The 15,402-nt window shown below is 64.8% G+C and carries 16 protein-coding genes and 1 other RNA gene; 6 read left to right on the top strand and 11 right to left on the bottom strand.

From position 1 onward, the window contains the following. The first annotated feature begins 66 nt into the window (after nt 1-66). Genes moaA through moeA form a run of 3 tightly spaced genes read left to right on the top strand, consistent with a single transcriptional unit; the run spans nt 67 to nt 3,187 of the window. Entirely contained in the window at nt 67-1,224 is a 1,158-nt protein-coding gene (moaA, locus tag ASC78_RS09735) for a GTP 3',8-cyclase MoaA (RefSeq protein WP_082517488.1), read from the top strand. Then, entirely contained in the window at nt 1,221-1,868 is a 648-nt protein-coding gene (mobA, locus tag ASC78_RS09730; RefSeq protein WP_055799991.1) for a molybdenum cofactor guanylyltransferase MobA, read from the top strand. Before moaA ends, mobA begins: the two co-directional genes overlap by 4 nt. Next, a complete protein-coding gene (moeA, locus tag ASC78_RS09725; protein ID WP_055799987.1) occupies nt 1,865-3,187 on the top strand; it encodes a molybdopterin molybdotransferase MoeA in 1,323 nt (440 codons plus the stop codon). Before mobA ends, moeA begins: the two co-directional genes overlap by 4 nt. A gap of 113 nt (nt 3,188-3,300) precedes the next feature. Here the strand turns inward: moeA and rnhA are convergent, their stop codons facing one another. Together rnhA and ASC78_RS09715 are read right to left on the bottom strand one after the other, a co-directional pair. Next, nucleotides 3,301-3,750: a ribonuclease HI gene (rnhA, locus tag ASC78_RS09720; protein WP_055799984.1), complete on the bottom strand. Its 450-nt coding sequence runs from the start codon at nt 3,748-3,750 to the stop codon at nt 3,301-3,303. 52 nt (nt 3,751-3,802) lie between these two features. Further along, a complete protein-coding gene (locus tag ASC78_RS09715; protein ID WP_055799980.1) occupies nt 3,803-4,549 on the bottom strand; it encodes a class I SAM-dependent methyltransferase in 747 nt (248 codons plus the stop codon). A gap of 19 nt (nt 4,550-4,568) precedes the next feature. On the opposite strand from ASC78_RS09715, the gene gloB reads away from it, so the two are divergent. After that, nucleotides 4,569-5,348 (top strand): hydroxyacylglutathione hydrolase, encoded by a 780-nt coding sequence (gloB, locus tag ASC78_RS09710; RefSeq protein WP_055799977.1) that lies wholly within the window; start codon nt 4,569-4,571, stop codon nt 5,346-5,348. Continuing rightward, nucleotides 5,345-6,976 carry a transglycosylase SLT domain-containing protein gene (locus tag ASC78_RS09705; RefSeq protein WP_055799974.1) on the top strand — a complete coding sequence of 544 codons (1,632 nt, stop codon included), beginning with the start codon at nt 5,345-5,347 and terminating at the stop codon, nt 6,974-6,976. The genes gloB and ASC78_RS09705 overlap by 4 nt, the downstream gene beginning before the upstream one ends. A gap of 25 nt (nt 6,977-7,001) precedes the next feature. Here the strand turns inward: ASC78_RS09705 and ASC78_RS09700 are convergent, their stop codons facing one another. From ASC78_RS09700 to dnaX, 7 genes are all read right to left on the bottom strand, one after another. Then, nucleotides 7,002-7,835, bottom strand: coding sequence for an ABC transporter permease (locus ASC78_RS09700; RefSeq protein WP_055799971.1), 834 nt, complete (start codon nt 7,833-7,835; stop codon nt 7,002-7,004). Then, nucleotides 7,832-8,647, bottom strand: coding sequence for an ABC transporter ATP-binding protein (locus ASC78_RS09695; protein ID WP_055799969.1), 816 nt, complete (start codon nt 8,645-8,647; stop codon nt 7,832-7,834). The genes ASC78_RS09700 and ASC78_RS09695 overlap by 4 nt, the downstream gene beginning before the upstream one ends. 75 nt (nt 8,648-8,722) lie before the next feature. Then, nucleotides 8,723-9,757, bottom strand: a complete 1,035-nt coding sequence (locus tag ASC78_RS09690) for an ABC transporter substrate-binding protein (RefSeq protein ID WP_055800138.1) — start codon at nt 9,755-9,757, stop codon at nt 8,723-8,725. Nucleotides 9,758-9,891: 134 nt separating this feature from the next. After that, nucleotides 9,892-10,284, bottom strand: a complete 393-nt coding sequence (locus tag ASC78_RS09685; RefSeq protein WP_055799966.1) for an MAPEG family protein — start codon at nt 10,282-10,284, stop codon at nt 9,892-9,894. A 51-nt stretch (nt 10,285-10,335) separates the two neighbouring features. Beyond that, a complete protein-coding gene (gene recR, locus ASC78_RS09680) occupies nt 10,336-10,926 on the bottom strand; it encodes a recombination mediator RecR (RefSeq protein WP_055799963.1) in 591 nt (196 codons plus the stop codon). A 7-nt stretch (nt 10,927-10,933) separates the two neighbouring features. After that, nucleotides 10,934-11,266, bottom strand: coding sequence for a YbaB/EbfC family nucleoid-associated protein (locus ASC78_RS09675; protein WP_012747441.1), 333 nt, complete (start codon nt 11,264-11,266; stop codon nt 10,934-10,936). 97 nt (nt 11,267-11,363) lie between these two features. After that, nucleotides 11,364-13,214, bottom strand: a complete 1,851-nt coding sequence (gene dnaX / locus ASC78_RS09670; protein WP_055799960.1) for a DNA polymerase III subunit gamma/tau — start codon at nt 13,212-13,214, stop codon at nt 11,364-11,366. Between the two features lie 122 nt (nt 13,215-13,336). Between dnaX and ffs the strand changes: the two genes are divergently transcribed. Beyond that, an RNA gene (gene ffs, locus ASC78_RS26980) (signal recognition particle sRNA small type) lies at nt 13,337-13,433 on the top strand. A 57-nt stretch (nt 13,434-13,490) separates the two neighbouring features. Here ffs and ASC78_RS09665 read toward each other — a convergent pair. Both ASC78_RS09665 and ASC78_RS09660 read right to left on the bottom strand, forming a co-directional pair. Further along, a complete protein-coding gene (locus ASC78_RS09665; RefSeq protein ID WP_055799958.1) occupies nt 13,491-14,270 on the bottom strand; it encodes a hypothetical protein in 780 nt (259 codons plus the stop codon). 24 nt (nt 14,271-14,294) lie between these two features. After that, nucleotides 14,295-15,071 (bottom strand): hypothetical protein, encoded by a 777-nt coding sequence (locus ASC78_RS09660; protein ID WP_157634423.1) that lies wholly within the window; start codon nt 15,069-15,071, stop codon nt 14,295-14,297. Nucleotides 15,072-15,402: the final 331 nt, after the last annotated feature.

The following is a 15,402-nucleotide window of genomic DNA, read 5'->3' as shown; positions in this document are numbered from 1 at the left end:
CCGCCCCGCCGAGTAGCCCTTTCCGGGTCGACCCTTGCGCCATGGAGTAAATTGGCCGCTGCCCCCATGAACAGCAAAAGCACCACCGTCATCCCGCTGTCCGAGGTCGGCCGCGCGCGCCCGGCCGTCTCGGTGCCGGAGACTGCCGTGCCCGCCACGGGGAGCCTGCTCGACCGCCTGGGCCGCCCGCTGACCGACCTGCGCATCAGCGTGACCGACCGCTGCAACTTCCGCTGCAGCTACTGCATGCCGAAGGACGTGTTCGACAAGGACTACCAATACCTGCCGCACAGCGCGCTGCTGAGCTTCGAGGAAATGACCCGGCTCGCGCGCCTGTTCGCCTCCCATGGCGTGCGCAAGATCCGGCTCACCGGCGGCGAACCGCTGTTGCGCAAGAACATCGAGGGGCTGATCGAGCAGCTCTCCGAGCTCCGCACCCCGGCCGGCGAGCCGCTCGCGCTCACGCTCACCACCAACGGCTCGCTGCTGCAGCGCAAGGCGGCCGCGCTGCGTGCCGCCGGCTTGCAGCGCGTGACCGTGAGCCTCGACAGCCTGGACGATGCGGTGTTCCGCCACATGAACGACGTCGATTTCCCGGTGGCCGACGTGCTCGCCGGCATCGACGCGGCGCTGGCCGCCGGCCTCGGCCCCCTGAAGGTGAACATGGTGGTCAAGCGCGGTACCAACGAGCAGGAAATCCTGCCGATGGCGCGCTACTTTCGCGACAACCACGGCGGCAAGGTGGTGTTGCGCTTCATCGAATACATGGACGTTGGCGCCACCAACGGCTGGCGCATGGACGAGGTGCTGCCCTCGGCCGAAGTCATCGCGCGCATTGGCGCCGAGTTTCCGCTCGTGCCGCTGGAGCCCAGCGCGCCGGGCGAAACAGCCCAAAGGTGGGCCTATGCCGACGGCGGCGGTGAAATTGGCGTAATCAGCAGCGTCACGCAGGCCTTCTGCCACGACTGCAGCCGCGCTCGCCTGTCGACCGAGGGCAAGCTCTACCTCTGCCTTTTTGCCAGCGCGGGCCACGACCTGCGGCCCCTGCTGCGCGGCACCGCCACCGACGAAGACATTGCCTCGGCCATCGGCCACATCTGGCAGGGCCGGGCCGACCGATATTCCGAATTGCGCGCACTCCGTGGCCCCGACAGCGCTGAGTCCGACGGCAACGACAACAACAAGGCGCCGCGCCGCGTCGAAATGAGCTATATCGGCGGATGACCTCCACACAAGATTCCATTTCCCCCAGCGAGATCACCGGCCTGCTGCTGGCCGGCGGACGCGGCTCACGCATGGGCGGCATCGACAAGGGCCTGCAGAACTTCAATGGCTCGCCGCTTGCCATGCATGCCGTGCTGCGCTTGGGCATGCAGGTCGGCGAAGTCATGATCAACGCCAACCGCAACCTGTCCGCCTACGAATCATTCGGCGTTCCGGTCTGGCCCGACAGCCTGGCCGACTATGCCGGTCCGCTGGCCGGCTTCCTCACCGGTTTGGAACGCTGCGAAACGCCCTATCTCCTCACCGTGCCGTGCGACACGCCCCTGTTTCCGCTCGATCTGGCCAGCCGTCTGGCCGAAGCGATGGTGGCCGACAACGCGGAGATCGCCATGGTCAGCGCTCCCGAGGCTGCCGCCGAACCCGGCGAGGCGCCGGTGCTGCGGCCGCAGCCGGTGTTCTGCCTGCTGCGCACCACCCTGCTCGAAAGCCTGGTGAACTTCACCCAGTCCGGCGGCCGCAAGATCGACGCCTGGACCGCGCAGCACCGCACGGTGCTCGTGCCCTTCGACCGGCCCGGCGATGCACCCGACGCCTTTTTCAACGCCAACACGCTGGCTGAACTGCACGCCCTTGAGAACCGATGAGCCGCATCGCCGACATTGCCGCCGCCCTTGCGGGCTATGACCCCCAGGCCCTGAGTGTCGGCGGCGTGCAGGCTTTTCTGGCGCAGCTCGTGGGCCCGGCCGTGGTTGCGGAAAGCGAAATGGTCGGCGTACGCGAAGCACTGGGCCGCGTGCTGGCCGAAGACATCATCTCGCCCGTCAGCGTACCGCCGCACGACAACTCGGCGATGGACGGCTTTGCCTTCGATGGCACCATCCTGCGCGACGATGCACCCACGGACGAGTCCATCGTGCTGCGCGTGGTGGGCACGGCCCTGGCCGGCACGGCCTGGCGTGGAACCTTGGCGGTTGGCGACGCGGTTCGCATCATGACGGGCGCCGTCATGCCCCAGGGACTCGACACCGTGGTTCCTCAGGAGTTCTGCAAAGTCGACGGCGAACGGGTGAGCTTTCCGGCCAAGGTGCTTCGCCGCGGCGACAACCGCCGCTTTGCCGGCGAAGACCTGATGCAGGGACAACCGGCCCTGAAGCGCGGCGAGCGCCTGTCGCCTGCCGCGCTCGGCATGGTCGCGAGCCTGGGGCTGCCCTCGGTGCTCGCGCTGCGACGCCTTCGCGTGGCCTACTTTTCGACCGGCGACGAAATCCTGAGCCTTGGCGAGCCGCCGCGCGAGGGGGCCGTGTACGACAGCAACCGCTACACGGTGTTCGGCCTGCTCACGCGGCTGGGCTGCGAGGTCATCGACCTGGGCCTGGTGCGCGACGATCCCGCCACGCTCGCCGCCACGCTGCAGCGTGCCGCAAGCCAGGCCGACGCCATCATCACCAGCGGCGGCGTGAGCGTTGGCGCTGCCGACCATACGCGCGCCGTGATGCAGCAGTTGGGCGACATGGCGTTCTGGCGCATTGCCATGCGACCAGGACGGCCGATGGCAGTCGGGCTGGTTCAACGCGACCAGGCTTCCTCACCTCAAGCAGGCGCTGCGGTGCTCTTCGGCCTGCCAGGCAATCCAGTGGCCGTGATGGTGACTTTTCTTGCCTTCGTTCGGCCCGCACTGCTGCGCATGATGGGCTGTCACGAAATCGCCGCGGCACCGCCCCCCCTGCTGCGCGCGCGCAGCGTGAGCGCCATCCGCAAGAAGCCCGGCCGCACCGAATACCAGCGTGGCTTCGTGCAGGCCGTGTCCGGCGCGCTGCCCGAGGTCCGCATCGCGGGCAACCAGGGCTCGGGCGTGCTGAGCTCGATGGTCGAGGCGAATGGGCTCGTCGTGCTGCACCACGATCAAGCCAGCGTGGCTGCAGGCGATGAAGTCGACGTGATGATGTTCGACGGGGTTATTTAGCTCGCCTCCAGTCTTTGCGCACTTCGTGTCGCTTCGCCAACCCCCTACCGGGGGCAACACCAGAGGCCCGGCAAAGCCGGTTCCTCGGTGTTTCACGAATGGGAACCAAGGGCTCAGATCCGACCCAGCGCCTTGTCCACGCCCTTGTTCGCCAGCATGTCGGCGCGTTCGTTGCCGGGGTCGCCGGAGTGGCCCTTGACCCAGCGCCATTCGATGACGTGGCTGCCCTCGGCCACCAGTTTGTCGAGTTTCTGCCAGAGTTCGACGTTCTTCACCGGCTGCTTGGTCGAGGTGCGCCAGCCCTTGGCTTTCCAGCCGCGGATCCACTCGGTGATGCCCATGCGCACGTACTGGCTGTCCAGGTAGAGAATGACTTTGCAGGGCCGCTTGAGGGCGGCCAGGCCCTCGATCACGGCGGTCAGTTCCATGCGGTTGTTGGTGGTATCGAGCTCGCCACCGAACAGTTCCTTTTCGGTGGCACCCGACTTGAGCCAGGCGCCCCAGCCGCCCGGGCCGGGGTTGCCTTTGCAGGCGCCATCGGTGTAGATCACGACTTCGTTCAAAACTTACTTTTCCTTCTTCTTTCGATCCATCGATCATTCATTCATCAAACAATCAGTCGCGGTGGTCGGCCTTGTGCACCTTGCCCGCAATCGACACCGGAGCCGTCGCGCGCGCCGCGGCGCGCCGCCAGTCGGCACTCAGCAGACGCATGCCGCGCACCCGCTTGACCGCCACAACGAAATACACGGCACCGAAAATCGGCCACCAGCGCTCGCCGGCAGTGTCCATCCAGCGGCAGCGCTCCAGCCAGGCTTCGCTGCGCACCGCGGGTCGGTAGACACCAAAGCGCCCCGACTCCACTTCGAAGCTCAGGAGCCGCAGCCAGTCCCGCATGCGCCAATAGCCGATGAACTCGCCGCCTTCGGGCAAAAACAGGTCGCCGAACCCGAGCTTGCGGTACAGGTGCGCGCGGCGCTGCCGCATGCCCCACAGGCTGGCTGGGTTGAGCCCGCAGATCACCACGCGTCCTTCAGGCACCAGCACCCGCTCCACTTCACGCAAGGTGGCGTGGGGGTCCTGGCTCAGTTCCAGCGCGTGCGGCAGCACCACCAGATCCAGGCTGTTGGCTGCAAACGGCAGCGCCGCAAAATCGGTGAACAGCGCAGCCTTGCCGCCCTGCACAAGCTCAGGCAGCGCCAGCCAGCGGTGCGGCATGCGGTTGGTACGCAGTCCGTCGACCCCGGCGGCGCCAAGTTGCAACGCGTGATACCCGAAGATGTCCGCGACCGCCTGGTCGAACTGGGCCTGCTCCCACGCCAGGAGGTACCGTCCGGGGGGGGTCGCGAACCAATCCTGCAAACCTATAATTTGACCGCTCATGACCCTCGTTCCGCTGCCCGCTTTCGCTGACAACTACATCTGGATGCTGCAGGACGGCTCCAACGCGATCGTGGTGGACCCGGGCGACGCTCAACCGGTGTTCGACGCGTTGGCGCGCAACAAGCTGCAGCTCGCCGCGATTCTAGTCACGCACCACCATCACGATCACACGGGCGGCGTCGCTGCGCTCCATGAAGCCACTGGTGCGCGCGTCTTCGGCCCGGCGCGCGAGCGCATTCCCGAGCCCTTCACCCCGCTCTCGCACGGCGACAGCGCCGAAGTGCTCGGCAAGCGCTTCATGGTCATCGACGTGCCCGGCCACACTGCCGGCCACATCGCGTACTTTCTTCCCGCGGGCGAAGGCCAAGCGTCTCTGCTCTTCTGTGGCGATACGCTGTTTTCCGGCGGCTGCGGCCGGCTGTTCGAAGGCACGCCCGCGCAAATGCTGGCCTCGCTCGATGCGCTCGCGGCGCTGCCGGGCGACACCCGCGTATGCTGTGCGCACGAATACACACTTGCTAACTTGCGTTTCGCCCAAGCGGTGGAACCCGGCAATGCCGATCTGACTCACTACACAGCGCGCTGCGAAAGCCTGCGCGCACAAGGGCAGCCCACGCTGCCCTCGCAACTGGCAACCGAGCGCCAAATCAATCCCTTTCTTCGCAGCCGCGAAGCCACTGTCCTTCGAGCGGTGCGCGAGCACGCCGAGCTTTCTGCCGACGCGGCCGAAGCCGACGTGTTTGCTGCGCTGCGCCAATGGAAAAACGACTTCCGATGAAACTTATCGCCGCTGTCTGCCTTGCAGGCTCACTGCTACTCGCGGGCTGCGCGGGCACCGCGACCGGCCCCTCCGCGTCAACTTCCGCATCCACTTCGACTTCTACCGCGCAGCCCACCGCGGGAGGCACCGGCTCCAAAGCCGCAAGCAGCGCCGCGCCGGTCTACCCGGGCGGCCCTCTCACCCCGATCACCAGCAGTGAAGCGCATTCGCAAAGCGTCGTCACGCTGGCACCGCCCGCCGACATGTGGGACCGCATCCGCCGCGGCTTCAAGATGCCGAACCTCCAAAGCGACCTGGTGCGCGATCGCGAGCAGTGGTATGCCAGCCGGCCCGACTACATCCAGCGCATGACCGAGCGCTCGAACAAATACATCTTCCACATCGTCGAGGAGCTCGAGCGGCGCAATATGCCCACCGAGCTCGCACTGCTGCCGTACATCGAAAGCGCGTTCAACCCGCAGGCCATCTCCAGCGCGCGTGCCGCGGGCATGTGGCAGTTCATGCCCGCCACCGGCACCGACTTCGCCCTGAAGCAGAACATCTTCCGCGACGACAGGCGCGACGTGCTGGCCTCGACCCGCGCCGCGCTCGACTACCTGCAAAAGCTCTACGGCATGTTCGGCGACTGGCAACTTGCGCTCGCGGCCTACAACTGGGGTGAAGGCAGCGTGAGCCGCGCCATCGCCAAGAACCAGCGCCTGGGCCTGCCCACCACCTACAGCGATCTTTCCATGCCGGCGGAAACGCGGCTCTACGTGCCCAAGCTGCAGGCCGTAAAGAACATCGTCGCAAATCCGCAAGCGTTCAACACCGAACTGCCGCTGATCGCCAACCACCCCTACTTCCAGACCGTGACGCTGACGCGTGACCTCGACGTCGAGTTGGCCGCCAAGCTGGCCGACGTTCGGCCCGAAGACTTTCGCGCCCTCAACCCTGCCGCGCACAAGCCGGTGCTGCTTGCCGCCGGCACGCCGCAGATCCTGCTGCCCTGGGACAACGCGGCCGTGTTCCAGCGCAACTTCGACGCCTACTCGCAAGGCCAATACGCCAGCTGGACGGCATGGGTCGTTCCCAACACCATGACGGTGGCCGATGCCGCCCAGCGCTCGGGCATGAGCGAAACCGACCTGCGCGCGCTCAACAGCATTCCGCCGCGCATGCTCATCAAGGCCGGCTCCACGCTCATCGTGCCGCGCGGCGCGCGCGTCAAGGAAGACGTAACGGCGCTCGTGGCCGACAGCGGCCACCTGAGCTTCCAGCCCGAGATCGTCAATCGCCGCACCACCATCAAGGCAGGGCGCAACGACAGCGTGGCCAGCATCGCGCGCCGCTACAAGCTCAAGCCGGACAGCGTGGCCGAGTGGAACGACGTCAATCTCAACCACTCGTTCAAGCGTGGCTACAGCGTGGTGGTTTATCTGCCGGTTCGTGCGGCATCCGCGGCGCGCGTGGGCTCGGGCGCGGCGCCGACGCGCGGACACGCGGCCGTTGCCGGCAAGCGCGGAGGCGGCGCGGTAAAGGCTGTGGCTGCGCGCGGCACCACGATCGTGAAGTCACCGGCTGGCAAACAGCAGCAGGTGGTGCGCGAAAAGCGCGGCGGCACGCCGGTAAAGAAGAAGCGCTAAGTAGCGCGGGGAAGCCCCCGAAGCGCTAGAGCTTTTCGGTTTCTCCGCTGCGCGGCTGCCATTTCATCAGGCGTTTTTCGATCAGGCCGACAAGCCCGTCGAGCAGCAACGCGAAGGCCGTCAGCACCACGATGCCGGCGAACACGGTGTTCACGTCGAAGGTGCCTTCGGCCTGCAGAATCAGGTAGCCCACGCCGCGCGCCGAGCCCAGGTATTCGCCGACCACCGCGCCAACGAAGGCCAGCCCCACCGAGGTGTGCAGGCTCGAGAACACCCAACTGGTGGCACTTGGCAGATACACGGTGCGCAGCAACTGCCGCTGGTTGGCGCCGAGCATCTTCGCGTTGGCCAGCACCACCGGGCTCACCTCGCGCACGCCCTGGTAGACGTTGAAGAACACGATGAAGAACACCAGCGTGACAGCCAGCGCCACCTTGCTCCAGATACCCAAGCCGAACCAGAGCGCGAAGATCGGCGCCAGGATCACGCGCGGCATCGAATTGGCGGCCTTGATGTAGGGATCGAGAATCAGGCTGGCCGTGGGCGCCAGCGCCAGCCAGAGCCCGCACGCCAGGCCGAGCACGGTGCCAATGCCGAAGGCCAGCACCGTTTCAAGCAGCGTGGTGCCCAGGTGCCGGTAGATGTCGGCATTGCCCTTCAGCCCCTCGGGGAACAGCAGGTTCGGCGGCACTTCGAAAGGCAGGAACCAGCTCCAGATGCGCCCCGTCACTTGTATCGGCTCGCCAAGAAAAAACGCGATTTGCTGATTGCGCGAGGCCACATGCCAGCCCACCAGAATGACCGCCAGCAGCACCAGCTGCCAGAAGCGCGCATTTCGTTCGTTGAGGCTGGGCATCATGCGGCCTTCCTCAGTTGCTGTGCGTAGCCTTTGAGTACCTCGTCGCGCAGCACTTCCCAGATTTGCGTATGCAGCTCGACGAAGCGCGGTTGCGTGCGGACCTCGGCCACGTCGCGCGGGCGAGCGAGGTCGATGGCGAACTCTCCGATCGGATGCGTGGCCGGCCCCGCCGAGAGCACCACCACGCGGTCGCTCATTGCAATGGCTTCGTCGAGGTCGTGCGTGATGAAGAGCACCGCCTTCTTCTTCGCGCTCCACAGCTCGAGCACCTCGTTCTCCATCAGCTGCCGGGTCTGGATGTCGAGTGCGCTGAAGGGTTCGTCCATGAGAATGATGTCGGGGTCGAGCACCAGCGTCTGCGCCAATGCCACCCGCTTGCGCATGCCACCCGAGAGCTGGTGCGGATAGCGGTCGCCGAAGCCCGAAAGGCCCACGCGCGAGAGCCAGACCTCGGCCTGCTCGCGCGCCTCGGCATCGGGCACGCCGCGGTATTGAAGTCCAACCATCACGTTGGCAACAGCGCTGCGCCACGGCATCAGCGCCTCGGTCTGGAACATGTAGCCCGCGCGCGCATTGACTCCTTGCAGTGCCTGACCGAAGACCTTGACGGTGCCCGACGACGGCTCGAGCAATCCGGCGCCGACATTCAGCAACGTGGACTTGCCGCACCCCGTGGGGCCCACCACAGAGACGAACTCCCCGGCCCGCACCCGCAGCGTGGTGTCGGCCACCGCGGTGTAGCGCTGGTCCGGATCGTTCTTCGAGCGAAAGGTGCAGCTGATGGAAAGAAGTTCGAGTGCGTAGTCGGACATGTCTGGGCAGGATTTCTGGCATCGGCCGCGACAAGAAAAAACCCGGCCGAAGCCGGGTCGCGGGGACGTTCGGAGTCAGGCTTTGAACCTGTCTTTCGCGCGCCTAGCAAAATCGTTGGTGTAGGTTTTGGTGAGGTCGATCTTGTCGGGTTTCACGGCCGTGTCGAAGCTGGCAATGGCCGCGAGCGCGGTCTTGGGTCCCTCGGCTGGCACAAGGCCGTCGGTGGCGATGGATTCGCGCACCTTGTCGAAAGACGCAAGGTACAGCGCGCGGTCGCCCAGCAGATAGGTTTCGGGCACCGTCTTGATGATGTCGCCCGGCCCTGCCGTTTGCAGCCACTTGAGGCCATGCACGATGGCGTTGGCCAGCGCCTGGCAGGTGTTGGGATTCTTCTGGATGAAGTCCGTCGGCGCATAGAGGCAGGCTGCGGGCATCGGCCCGCCGAACACCTGCTGCGTGCCCTTGAGCGTGCGCGTGTCGCTGATGATCTTCACGTCGCCCTTCTGCTCGAGCATGGTCATCACCGGGTCAGTGTTGCTGATGGCGTCGATCTGGCCCGATCGCAGCGCCGTGAGCGCGCCAGCTGCCACGCCCACGCCGATGTAGCTCACATCGCTGGCCTTGAGGCCTCCGCGCGACAGCACGAGGTTGGCCACCATGTTGGTCGACGAACCCGGCGCCGACACGCCGATCTTCTTGCCCTTCAAATCCTGGATGCCGGTGTAGCCCGCCATGTTCTTGGTCGACACGCCGACCGCGATCTGCGGTGCGCGGCCCTGCAGCACGAAGGCCTGGAAGAACTGGTTCTTGGCCTGCAGGTTGATGGTGTGTTCGTAGGCGCCGGAGCACACGTCCGCCGAACCGCCAACCACCGCCTGCAGTGCGCGCGCGCCGCCGGCAAAGTCGGAGATCTCGACATCGAGGCCCTCGGCCTTGAAATAGCCGAGTTGCTCGGAGATGGTGAGCGGCAGGTAGTAAAACGCCGCCTTGCCACCAACGGCAATGGAAATCTTTGTCTTCTCGAGCTTGGCTTGCGCAAAAACCCGCGGCAGCGCGATCGATGCGGCAGCGACTGCGGAGGCGGTGAGAAGGGTTCTTCGAGGAAGCATGGAACGGACCTGCGGGCTCATTGATTCTTTAGACCGAATCGAGCTTAGGGGTGCGCCCCTGTCGGGTGCATCGGGGTCATCCCGTGCGGGTTTTCACGTAAGCATGAAGGCCTCTTCGGCCTCTGCCAAACGGCTTAACGCGCGACGAAAAGAATCGCGATGTTGACCAGAAATCCGAGGGCCCAGAGCGCACTGCGTACGCTGCCAATGCCCTTGATGTAGGCCGCGAGATAAAGCACTCGCAATACGACATAGGCCACCGCCAGCATGTCGAGCCGCGCCTGGTTGGCGCCCAGCTGGTGCGCGATGATCACCGCGCCAATGAAGAACGGCAGCCCCTCGAAGCTGTTGGCTTGCGCACTGTTGGCGCGCGCGCGCCAGCCGCTCTGCCTGGCGGCCCAGTCGCGCGGATGCGTGTTGTCGCGCGGACCGAAGCTGCCGGTCTTGGCGATCCACGCCGCGAGATACGGCAGCCCGCAGGCGATGAACACGCACCAGTAGGCAACGGTGAGCAATGAGAAAGTCATTCGGTTTTCTTGTTGGCTGCGTTGGGTAGCGGCCGCACCGGCCGCTGTGCGCTAGCGACGGTCGACCAACGCATGCGCGATGGTGCCGAGGTCCACGTATTCGAGTTCGCTGCCGGCCGGTACGCCGCGCGCAAGGCGCGTCACATTAAGGCCGCGCTGCCTGAGCGCTTCGCCGATCACGTGTGCGGTGGCCTCGCCCTCGGCCGTGAAGTTGGTGGCCAGGATGACTTCGCTCACGATGCCGTCGAGTGCACGATCAAAGAGTTTCTGCAGGCCGATGTCCTTGGGGCCGATGCCATCGAGCGGGCTGAGCTTGCCCATCAGCACGAAGTAGTAGCCGCGAAAGGCCCCCGTGCGTTCGAGTGCGGCCTGGTCGGCGGGCGTCTCGACCACGCAGAGCTTGCTCACGTCGCGGCGCGCATCGAGGCACACGTTGCACACAGGTGCTTCCGTGAAGGTGTTGCAGCGCTCGCAATGGCGCACGTTGCCGGCCGCCTGCTGCAACGCGCGCGAGAGCAGCTGCGCGCCGTCACGGTCGTGCTGCAGCAAATGAAACGCCATGCGCGAGGCCGACTTGACGCCGACCCCGGGCAGGCGGCGCAATGCATCGACCAACGCGTCGAGCGAACTGGCGTCGGCCATCAATGGCTCAGAACGGCAGCTTCATGCCGGGCGGAAGGCCCGGCATGCCAGCCGTGAGCTTGCCCATCTTCTGTTCACTGGTTTCCTCAGCCTTGCGCACCGCGGCATTGAAGGCGGCGGCCACGAGGTCTTCGAGCATGTCCTTGTCGTCGGCCAGGAGGCTCGGGTCAATGGTGATGCGCTTGACGTCGTGCTTGCAGGTCATCACGACCTTGACCAGGCCGGCGCCCGATTCACCTTCGACCTCGATGGTGGCCAGCTCTTCCTGGGCCTTCTTGAGGTTGTCCTGCATTGCCTGCGCCTGCTTCATGAGGCCGGCCAGTTGTCCTTTGTTGAACATCGTTGGTCCTGATTGGTTGGAATGGGGGAAGGATAAGAGAGATGGCGGTCGAACCGGAATGCCGCAAGTGCAGGCACGAGTTTTCAGTAGCGTTCTGTCAGGCCGGCTTGAGCGTTCCGGGCACGATCTTCGCATCGAATTCGCGCATCAGCATCTGCACTTCGGGATCGTTGCGGATGGCGTCCTCGGCCACGCGCTGGCGTTCGTCGGCGGCCTGTTTGTTGCGGCGCGCGGGGCTGTCGACCACGCCGCCGATTTCAATGGCGAGTTTCACGCTGTGGCCGAGCGCAGCCAGCGCGTCGCTGAGCTTCTCACGGGCCGAAGGCTGGTTGAGCAACTCGCGCTCCACCCGAAGTATCCACTGGTCGACGTCGCGCGCCACCAGTTGCGACTGCAGCGCGAGCTCGCGCGCCAGGGCATTGATGCTCTCGGCCGCAATCATCTGCGTGACCGTGGCGTGCCAGAAATCGCCGTCTTCGCTGGGCGGAATGGGCGGTGCCGGGCTGCGCTGCTCGTCGGGGCGCGGCACGTCGCGCTGGCTCGGAGGCGGCTGGACGCGCATTGGAACGGCAAGCACCTTGGCGCCCGTTTCCCACGGCGGAGCTTCTGCCGTGGCGGGTGGCCTCGCATCGCTCTGCCGGACGGGCTCGCTGACAACGGCAAGACGCTGTCCCGCCGGCGCCGAAGGGGTCTGCCGCGCCACCGGAGCGGCGGCTGGAACAGGCGGCTCGGCGACCTCTGCAGTCCGAGCCGGCGCTACGGCCGCAGGGGCCGAAACCGTCTTCCGGGCTTCATTCAGAGTTTTTTTTTCCGTGGAGGCCGAGGAAGAAGCCGCGTTGGAAGGCTTGAAGGCCAAAAGCCGCAACAGCACCATCGTGAGCGCCGCGTATTCGTCGGGCGCCAGGCCCAGCTCTCCGCGGCCGTGCAGGCACAGGCTGTAGAGCAATTGCGTTTCGTCGGCCGGCATCAGCGCGGCAAGGCGTGCCGTGTCGGCCGCATCGGGATCGGTGGCCGAATCGGCCGACTCGGCCCGCGAAGGCACCGCCTGCAGCACCGCCATGGCCTGCAGCACGGCCGTCATTTCTTCCAGCGTGGAGGCGGCGGACATGCCGTCGCGCCGCAGCGCCTCGGAGGTGTCGACCACTGTCTTGCCGTCGCCCTCTGCCAGCGCCTCGATCAGCTTGAACACATGGCCGCGGTCCACGCTGCCGAGCATCTGGCGCACACCGGTTTCCAGCAACTCGCCATTGCCGAAAGCGATGGCCTGGTCTGTGAGCGACAGCGCATCGCGCATCGAGCCGCGCGCGGCACGGGCGAGCAGACGCAGCGCCTGCGGCTCGGCCGGCACCTGCTCGGTCTGCAGCACGCTCGTCAGGTGCTCCAGCACCGTTTCTGGCGCCATTGGCCGCAGGTTGAACTGCAGGCAGCGCGACAGCACCGTGACCGGCACCTTTTGCGGATCGGTGGTGGCGAGCACGAACTTGAGGTATTCCGGCGGCTCCTCGAGCGTCTTCAGCATCGCGTTGAACGCGGTGTTGGTGAGCATGTGCACTTCGTCGATCATGAAGACCTTGAAGCGCCCCTGCACCGGCTTGTACACCGCCTGTTCGAGCAGCGATTGCACCTCGTCCACGCCGCGATTCGATGCCGCGTCCAGCTCGGTGTAGTCGACGAAGCGGCCCGAATCGATGTCCTTGCAAGCCTGGCACACCCCGCAAGGCGTGGCCGTGATGCCGCCCTGCCCGTCCGGGCCCTGGCAATTCAGCGACTTGGCCAGAATGCGCGAGACCGTGGTCTTGCCCACGCCCCGCGTGCCGGTGAAAAGATAGGCGTGATGGAGGCGCTGCGTGGTCAACGCGTTCTCGAGCGCCTGCACCACGTGCCCCTGGCCAACCATCTCACCAAAGGTTTTAGGACGGAACTTGCGAGCGAGCACGAGATAAGACATTGCGGGCATTCTAAAAGGGGCCGAGCCGGTCCTCAGCCCCATCCGCAAATCAAAAAAGACCCGTCTTTTCGAGGGACACCAGTGACCCGGCCCTGCCGGGCCGCCGGGTTACAATGCAAGCTGACGGGCCTCCCTGCATGGTGAAGTGGCCAACCGGGTCAGGTGGGGAACCAAGCAGCCCTAACTGCGTAGTCAGTGCCAGGGGTAAGGCTCGTCAACCTAACATCAACAGCGGTGAGTTCTCAAGAACTTACGCGCCGACAAGAGGTCCGGCTATCAGGACGCACCGGCCGCGCCAAGGTAGTTGAGATAAGCGTCGATGAGTACCTGCGCTACTCGGCGACATTCGTTAAGTTCTTCGGCAGTCGCGCTCCGAAGTTCCCCGATAGTTTTTCCTCGATGACGTCCTTCGCGGACAGGTTCATTGTTGGCAAACCTCCCCAAGCTGCTCCAATCCGCATCAATCACCTTAAGGATGCGTCTGGCTTTGTGATCCCCGTTGAATCTCGTTGCCAGCGTTTCGATGATTTCGTAGAGGTGTATCAGTTCATTGGCGCCGTCCAACTGCGCAGCGCGATATGCAAGCAGCATCTTGCGAAGGATGGGGTCACGAGCATGCAGTCCTACTCGCTCCATCAGCGCCCTCTCTCGATCCCGTCGTTCCTGTAGTGAGTCGCGCACCACATTGCCATCGGCATCTACGAGTCGCCATTCCACATGATCTGAAATGATGACGGTGGAGTGGATTTCCGCGTACATGATGCGCCGCCCGTCCGATCGCACCTCTGTCAACGATGGTTCAGCAAGCGAGATCACCGCTTGTCGCATCATCCCGAGCGCAAACAGCGCGCCCTCAAGCTCGACTTGGATCCGCTCTTGAATCGCCGGTTCCTTCGTCCATTGGTCCGCCTCTATGTGAGCCCGGACTGAACCCTCTGCGAACGTCAGCGCGTAACCGCTGCAAGGCGGCGGAGAGTGGCCGACGAGAGCGCTTGGTGGCATAAAGGTCCACTCAACGAGAACGTGGGATAGCGGGGAGTTGGTCGCGTCGGCCATCGGTGCTTAGAGCGCCGCTGAGGGTCAGCCGCCGCCGAGTTGCTTGGCCGCGTATGGCAACACCACCGCACCAACGGACTGAGCGATGCCCCAGGCGCCTTCTCCAAACTTCTTAATCTTGTCAAGATTGTCACAGACCTTGGCTGTCTTCTCCACTACGCCAGCGGTCTTCGCCAGTAGCCCTTTGGCTTCGGCGGGTGCGATAGCTTGCTCTTGCTCCAGTCGCCCCTTTTCAACGGTGTAGCTGCCTGCGACTTGCTTCAGCGCATCTTGCAGTGGCTTCGCCCCGCGAATCGGATATACCCGCAGGGCGGCTCGAATCGCATCTATCTGATGCGCAACGAAGTCGCGAAGGTATGGCGATATCTCGGCGCCTGCGAGACCACCCTCCAGTTCCGCGAGTTCCGCATTGAGTGCCTGCATTTCCTCCGCGGGCATCTCCTCCTCATCCTCATCGCGCAAGGTCCAGGCCGCCCAGGCAAATTCCGCCCCGCACTCAGGCGCAACTAACTTCGCTCGATGCGAATTCCACCCACTAGGCAATTGGGCTGGTGAGGCGGTTTGGTTGAGGCGCTGAAATCCGTAGCGCAGCAACTGTTCAGGAACGCCCCTTGCTGTAAGACGTGCCCGCGCAAAGTCGATCTGACTCCTTAGTGCTAGGAGGCACACATACAGGTCGTTTTCGTGGTGGTTTTCGTCGAGCTTGAACACCTGCGCCCATACCTTGGCCATTGAAAGTTTTTCGTCTGAAATGGACTTCAGGGCGTTGTGTGTGGCGAGAAGACGGGCAGCGGGATTCATAAGGCGGGATTGTGAGGGGTCGGCGACATTGTGCCGATGTAACGCTTTACCGTGGCGTCTTCGGTGGTGGGGTAGTTGATCGCTAGCGCGTTAACCCATATGTGTTTCCTTGGAGATTGGTTGGTTGAGAGCGAAGAAAAAGCCTCGCCACCAGAGAGGCGAAGGGGCTCGGGACGAAGACGTAGAGAGGCACCCTATCGGCAGCAACTTAGGGTCACGTCGAGATCGAAGGATGAATCGCCCCGGATTTTGTGGAGGCTCAACACTCTGAGAGGATTGAGCCATGAAGAAGTCAAACAAGTTCTCACCCGAGGTGCGTGAGCGCGCGGTG

This window comes from Variovorax sp. Root318D1, from assembly GCF_001424835.1.
In the GTDB taxonomy this organism is placed as follows: domain Bacteria; phylum Pseudomonadota; class Gammaproteobacteria; order Burkholderiales; family Burkholderiaceae_C; genus Variovorax.
Note: the sequence above shows the minus strand (reverse complement) of the source record. Positions and strands in the feature narration are given on the sequence as shown.

Coding starts and splice junctions, on each gene's coding strand:
- dnaX (WP_055799960.1), bottom strand. CDS start 13,214: ATGTCTTATCTCGTGCTCGCTCGCAAGTTCCGTCCTAAAACCTTTGGT.
- moaA (WP_082517488.1), top strand. CDS start 67: ATGAACAGCAAAAGCACCACCGTCATCCCGCTGTCCGAGGTCGGCCGC.
- moeA (WP_055799987.1), top strand. CDS start 1,865: ATGAGCCGCATCGCCGACATTGCCGCCGCCCTTGCGGGCTATGACCCC.
- ASC78_RS09665 (WP_055799958.1), bottom strand. CDS start 14,270: ATGGCCGACGCGACCAACTCCCCGCTATCCCACGTTCTCGTTGAGTGG.
- ASC78_RS09695 (WP_055799969.1), bottom strand. CDS start 8,647: ATGTCCGACTACGCACTCGAACTTCTTTCCATCAGCTGCACCTTTCGC.
- ASC78_RS09660 (WP_157634423.1), bottom strand. CDS start 15,071: ATGAATCCCGCTGCCCGTCTTCTCGCCACACACAACGCCCTGAAGTCC.
- ASC78_RS09690 (WP_055800138.1), bottom strand. CDS start 9,757: ATGCTTCCTCGAAGAACCCTTCTCACCGCCTCCGCAGTCGCTGCCGCA.
- ASC78_RS09700 (WP_055799971.1), bottom strand. CDS start 7,835: ATGATGCCCAGCCTCAACGAACGAAATGCGCGCTTCTGGCAGCTGGTG.
- mobA (WP_055799991.1), top strand. CDS start 1,221: ATGACCTCCACACAAGATTCCATTTCCCCCAGCGAGATCACCGGCCTG.
- ASC78_RS09675 (WP_012747441.1), bottom strand. CDS start 11,266: ATGTTCAACAAAGGACAACTGGCCGGCCTCATGAAGCAGGCGCAGGCA.
- ASC78_RS09705 (WP_055799974.1), top strand. CDS start 5,345: ATGAAACTTATCGCCGCTGTCTGCCTTGCAGGCTCACTGCTACTCGCG.
- ASC78_RS09685 (WP_055799966.1), bottom strand. CDS start 10,284: ATGACTTTCTCATTGCTCACCGTTGCCTACTGGTGCGTGTTCATCGCC.
- gloB (WP_055799977.1), top strand. CDS start 4,569: ATGACCCTCGTTCCGCTGCCCGCTTTCGCTGACAACTACATCTGGATG.
- recR (WP_055799963.1), bottom strand. CDS start 10,926: ATGGCCGACGCCAGTTCGCTCGACGCGTTGGTCGATGCATTGCGCCGC.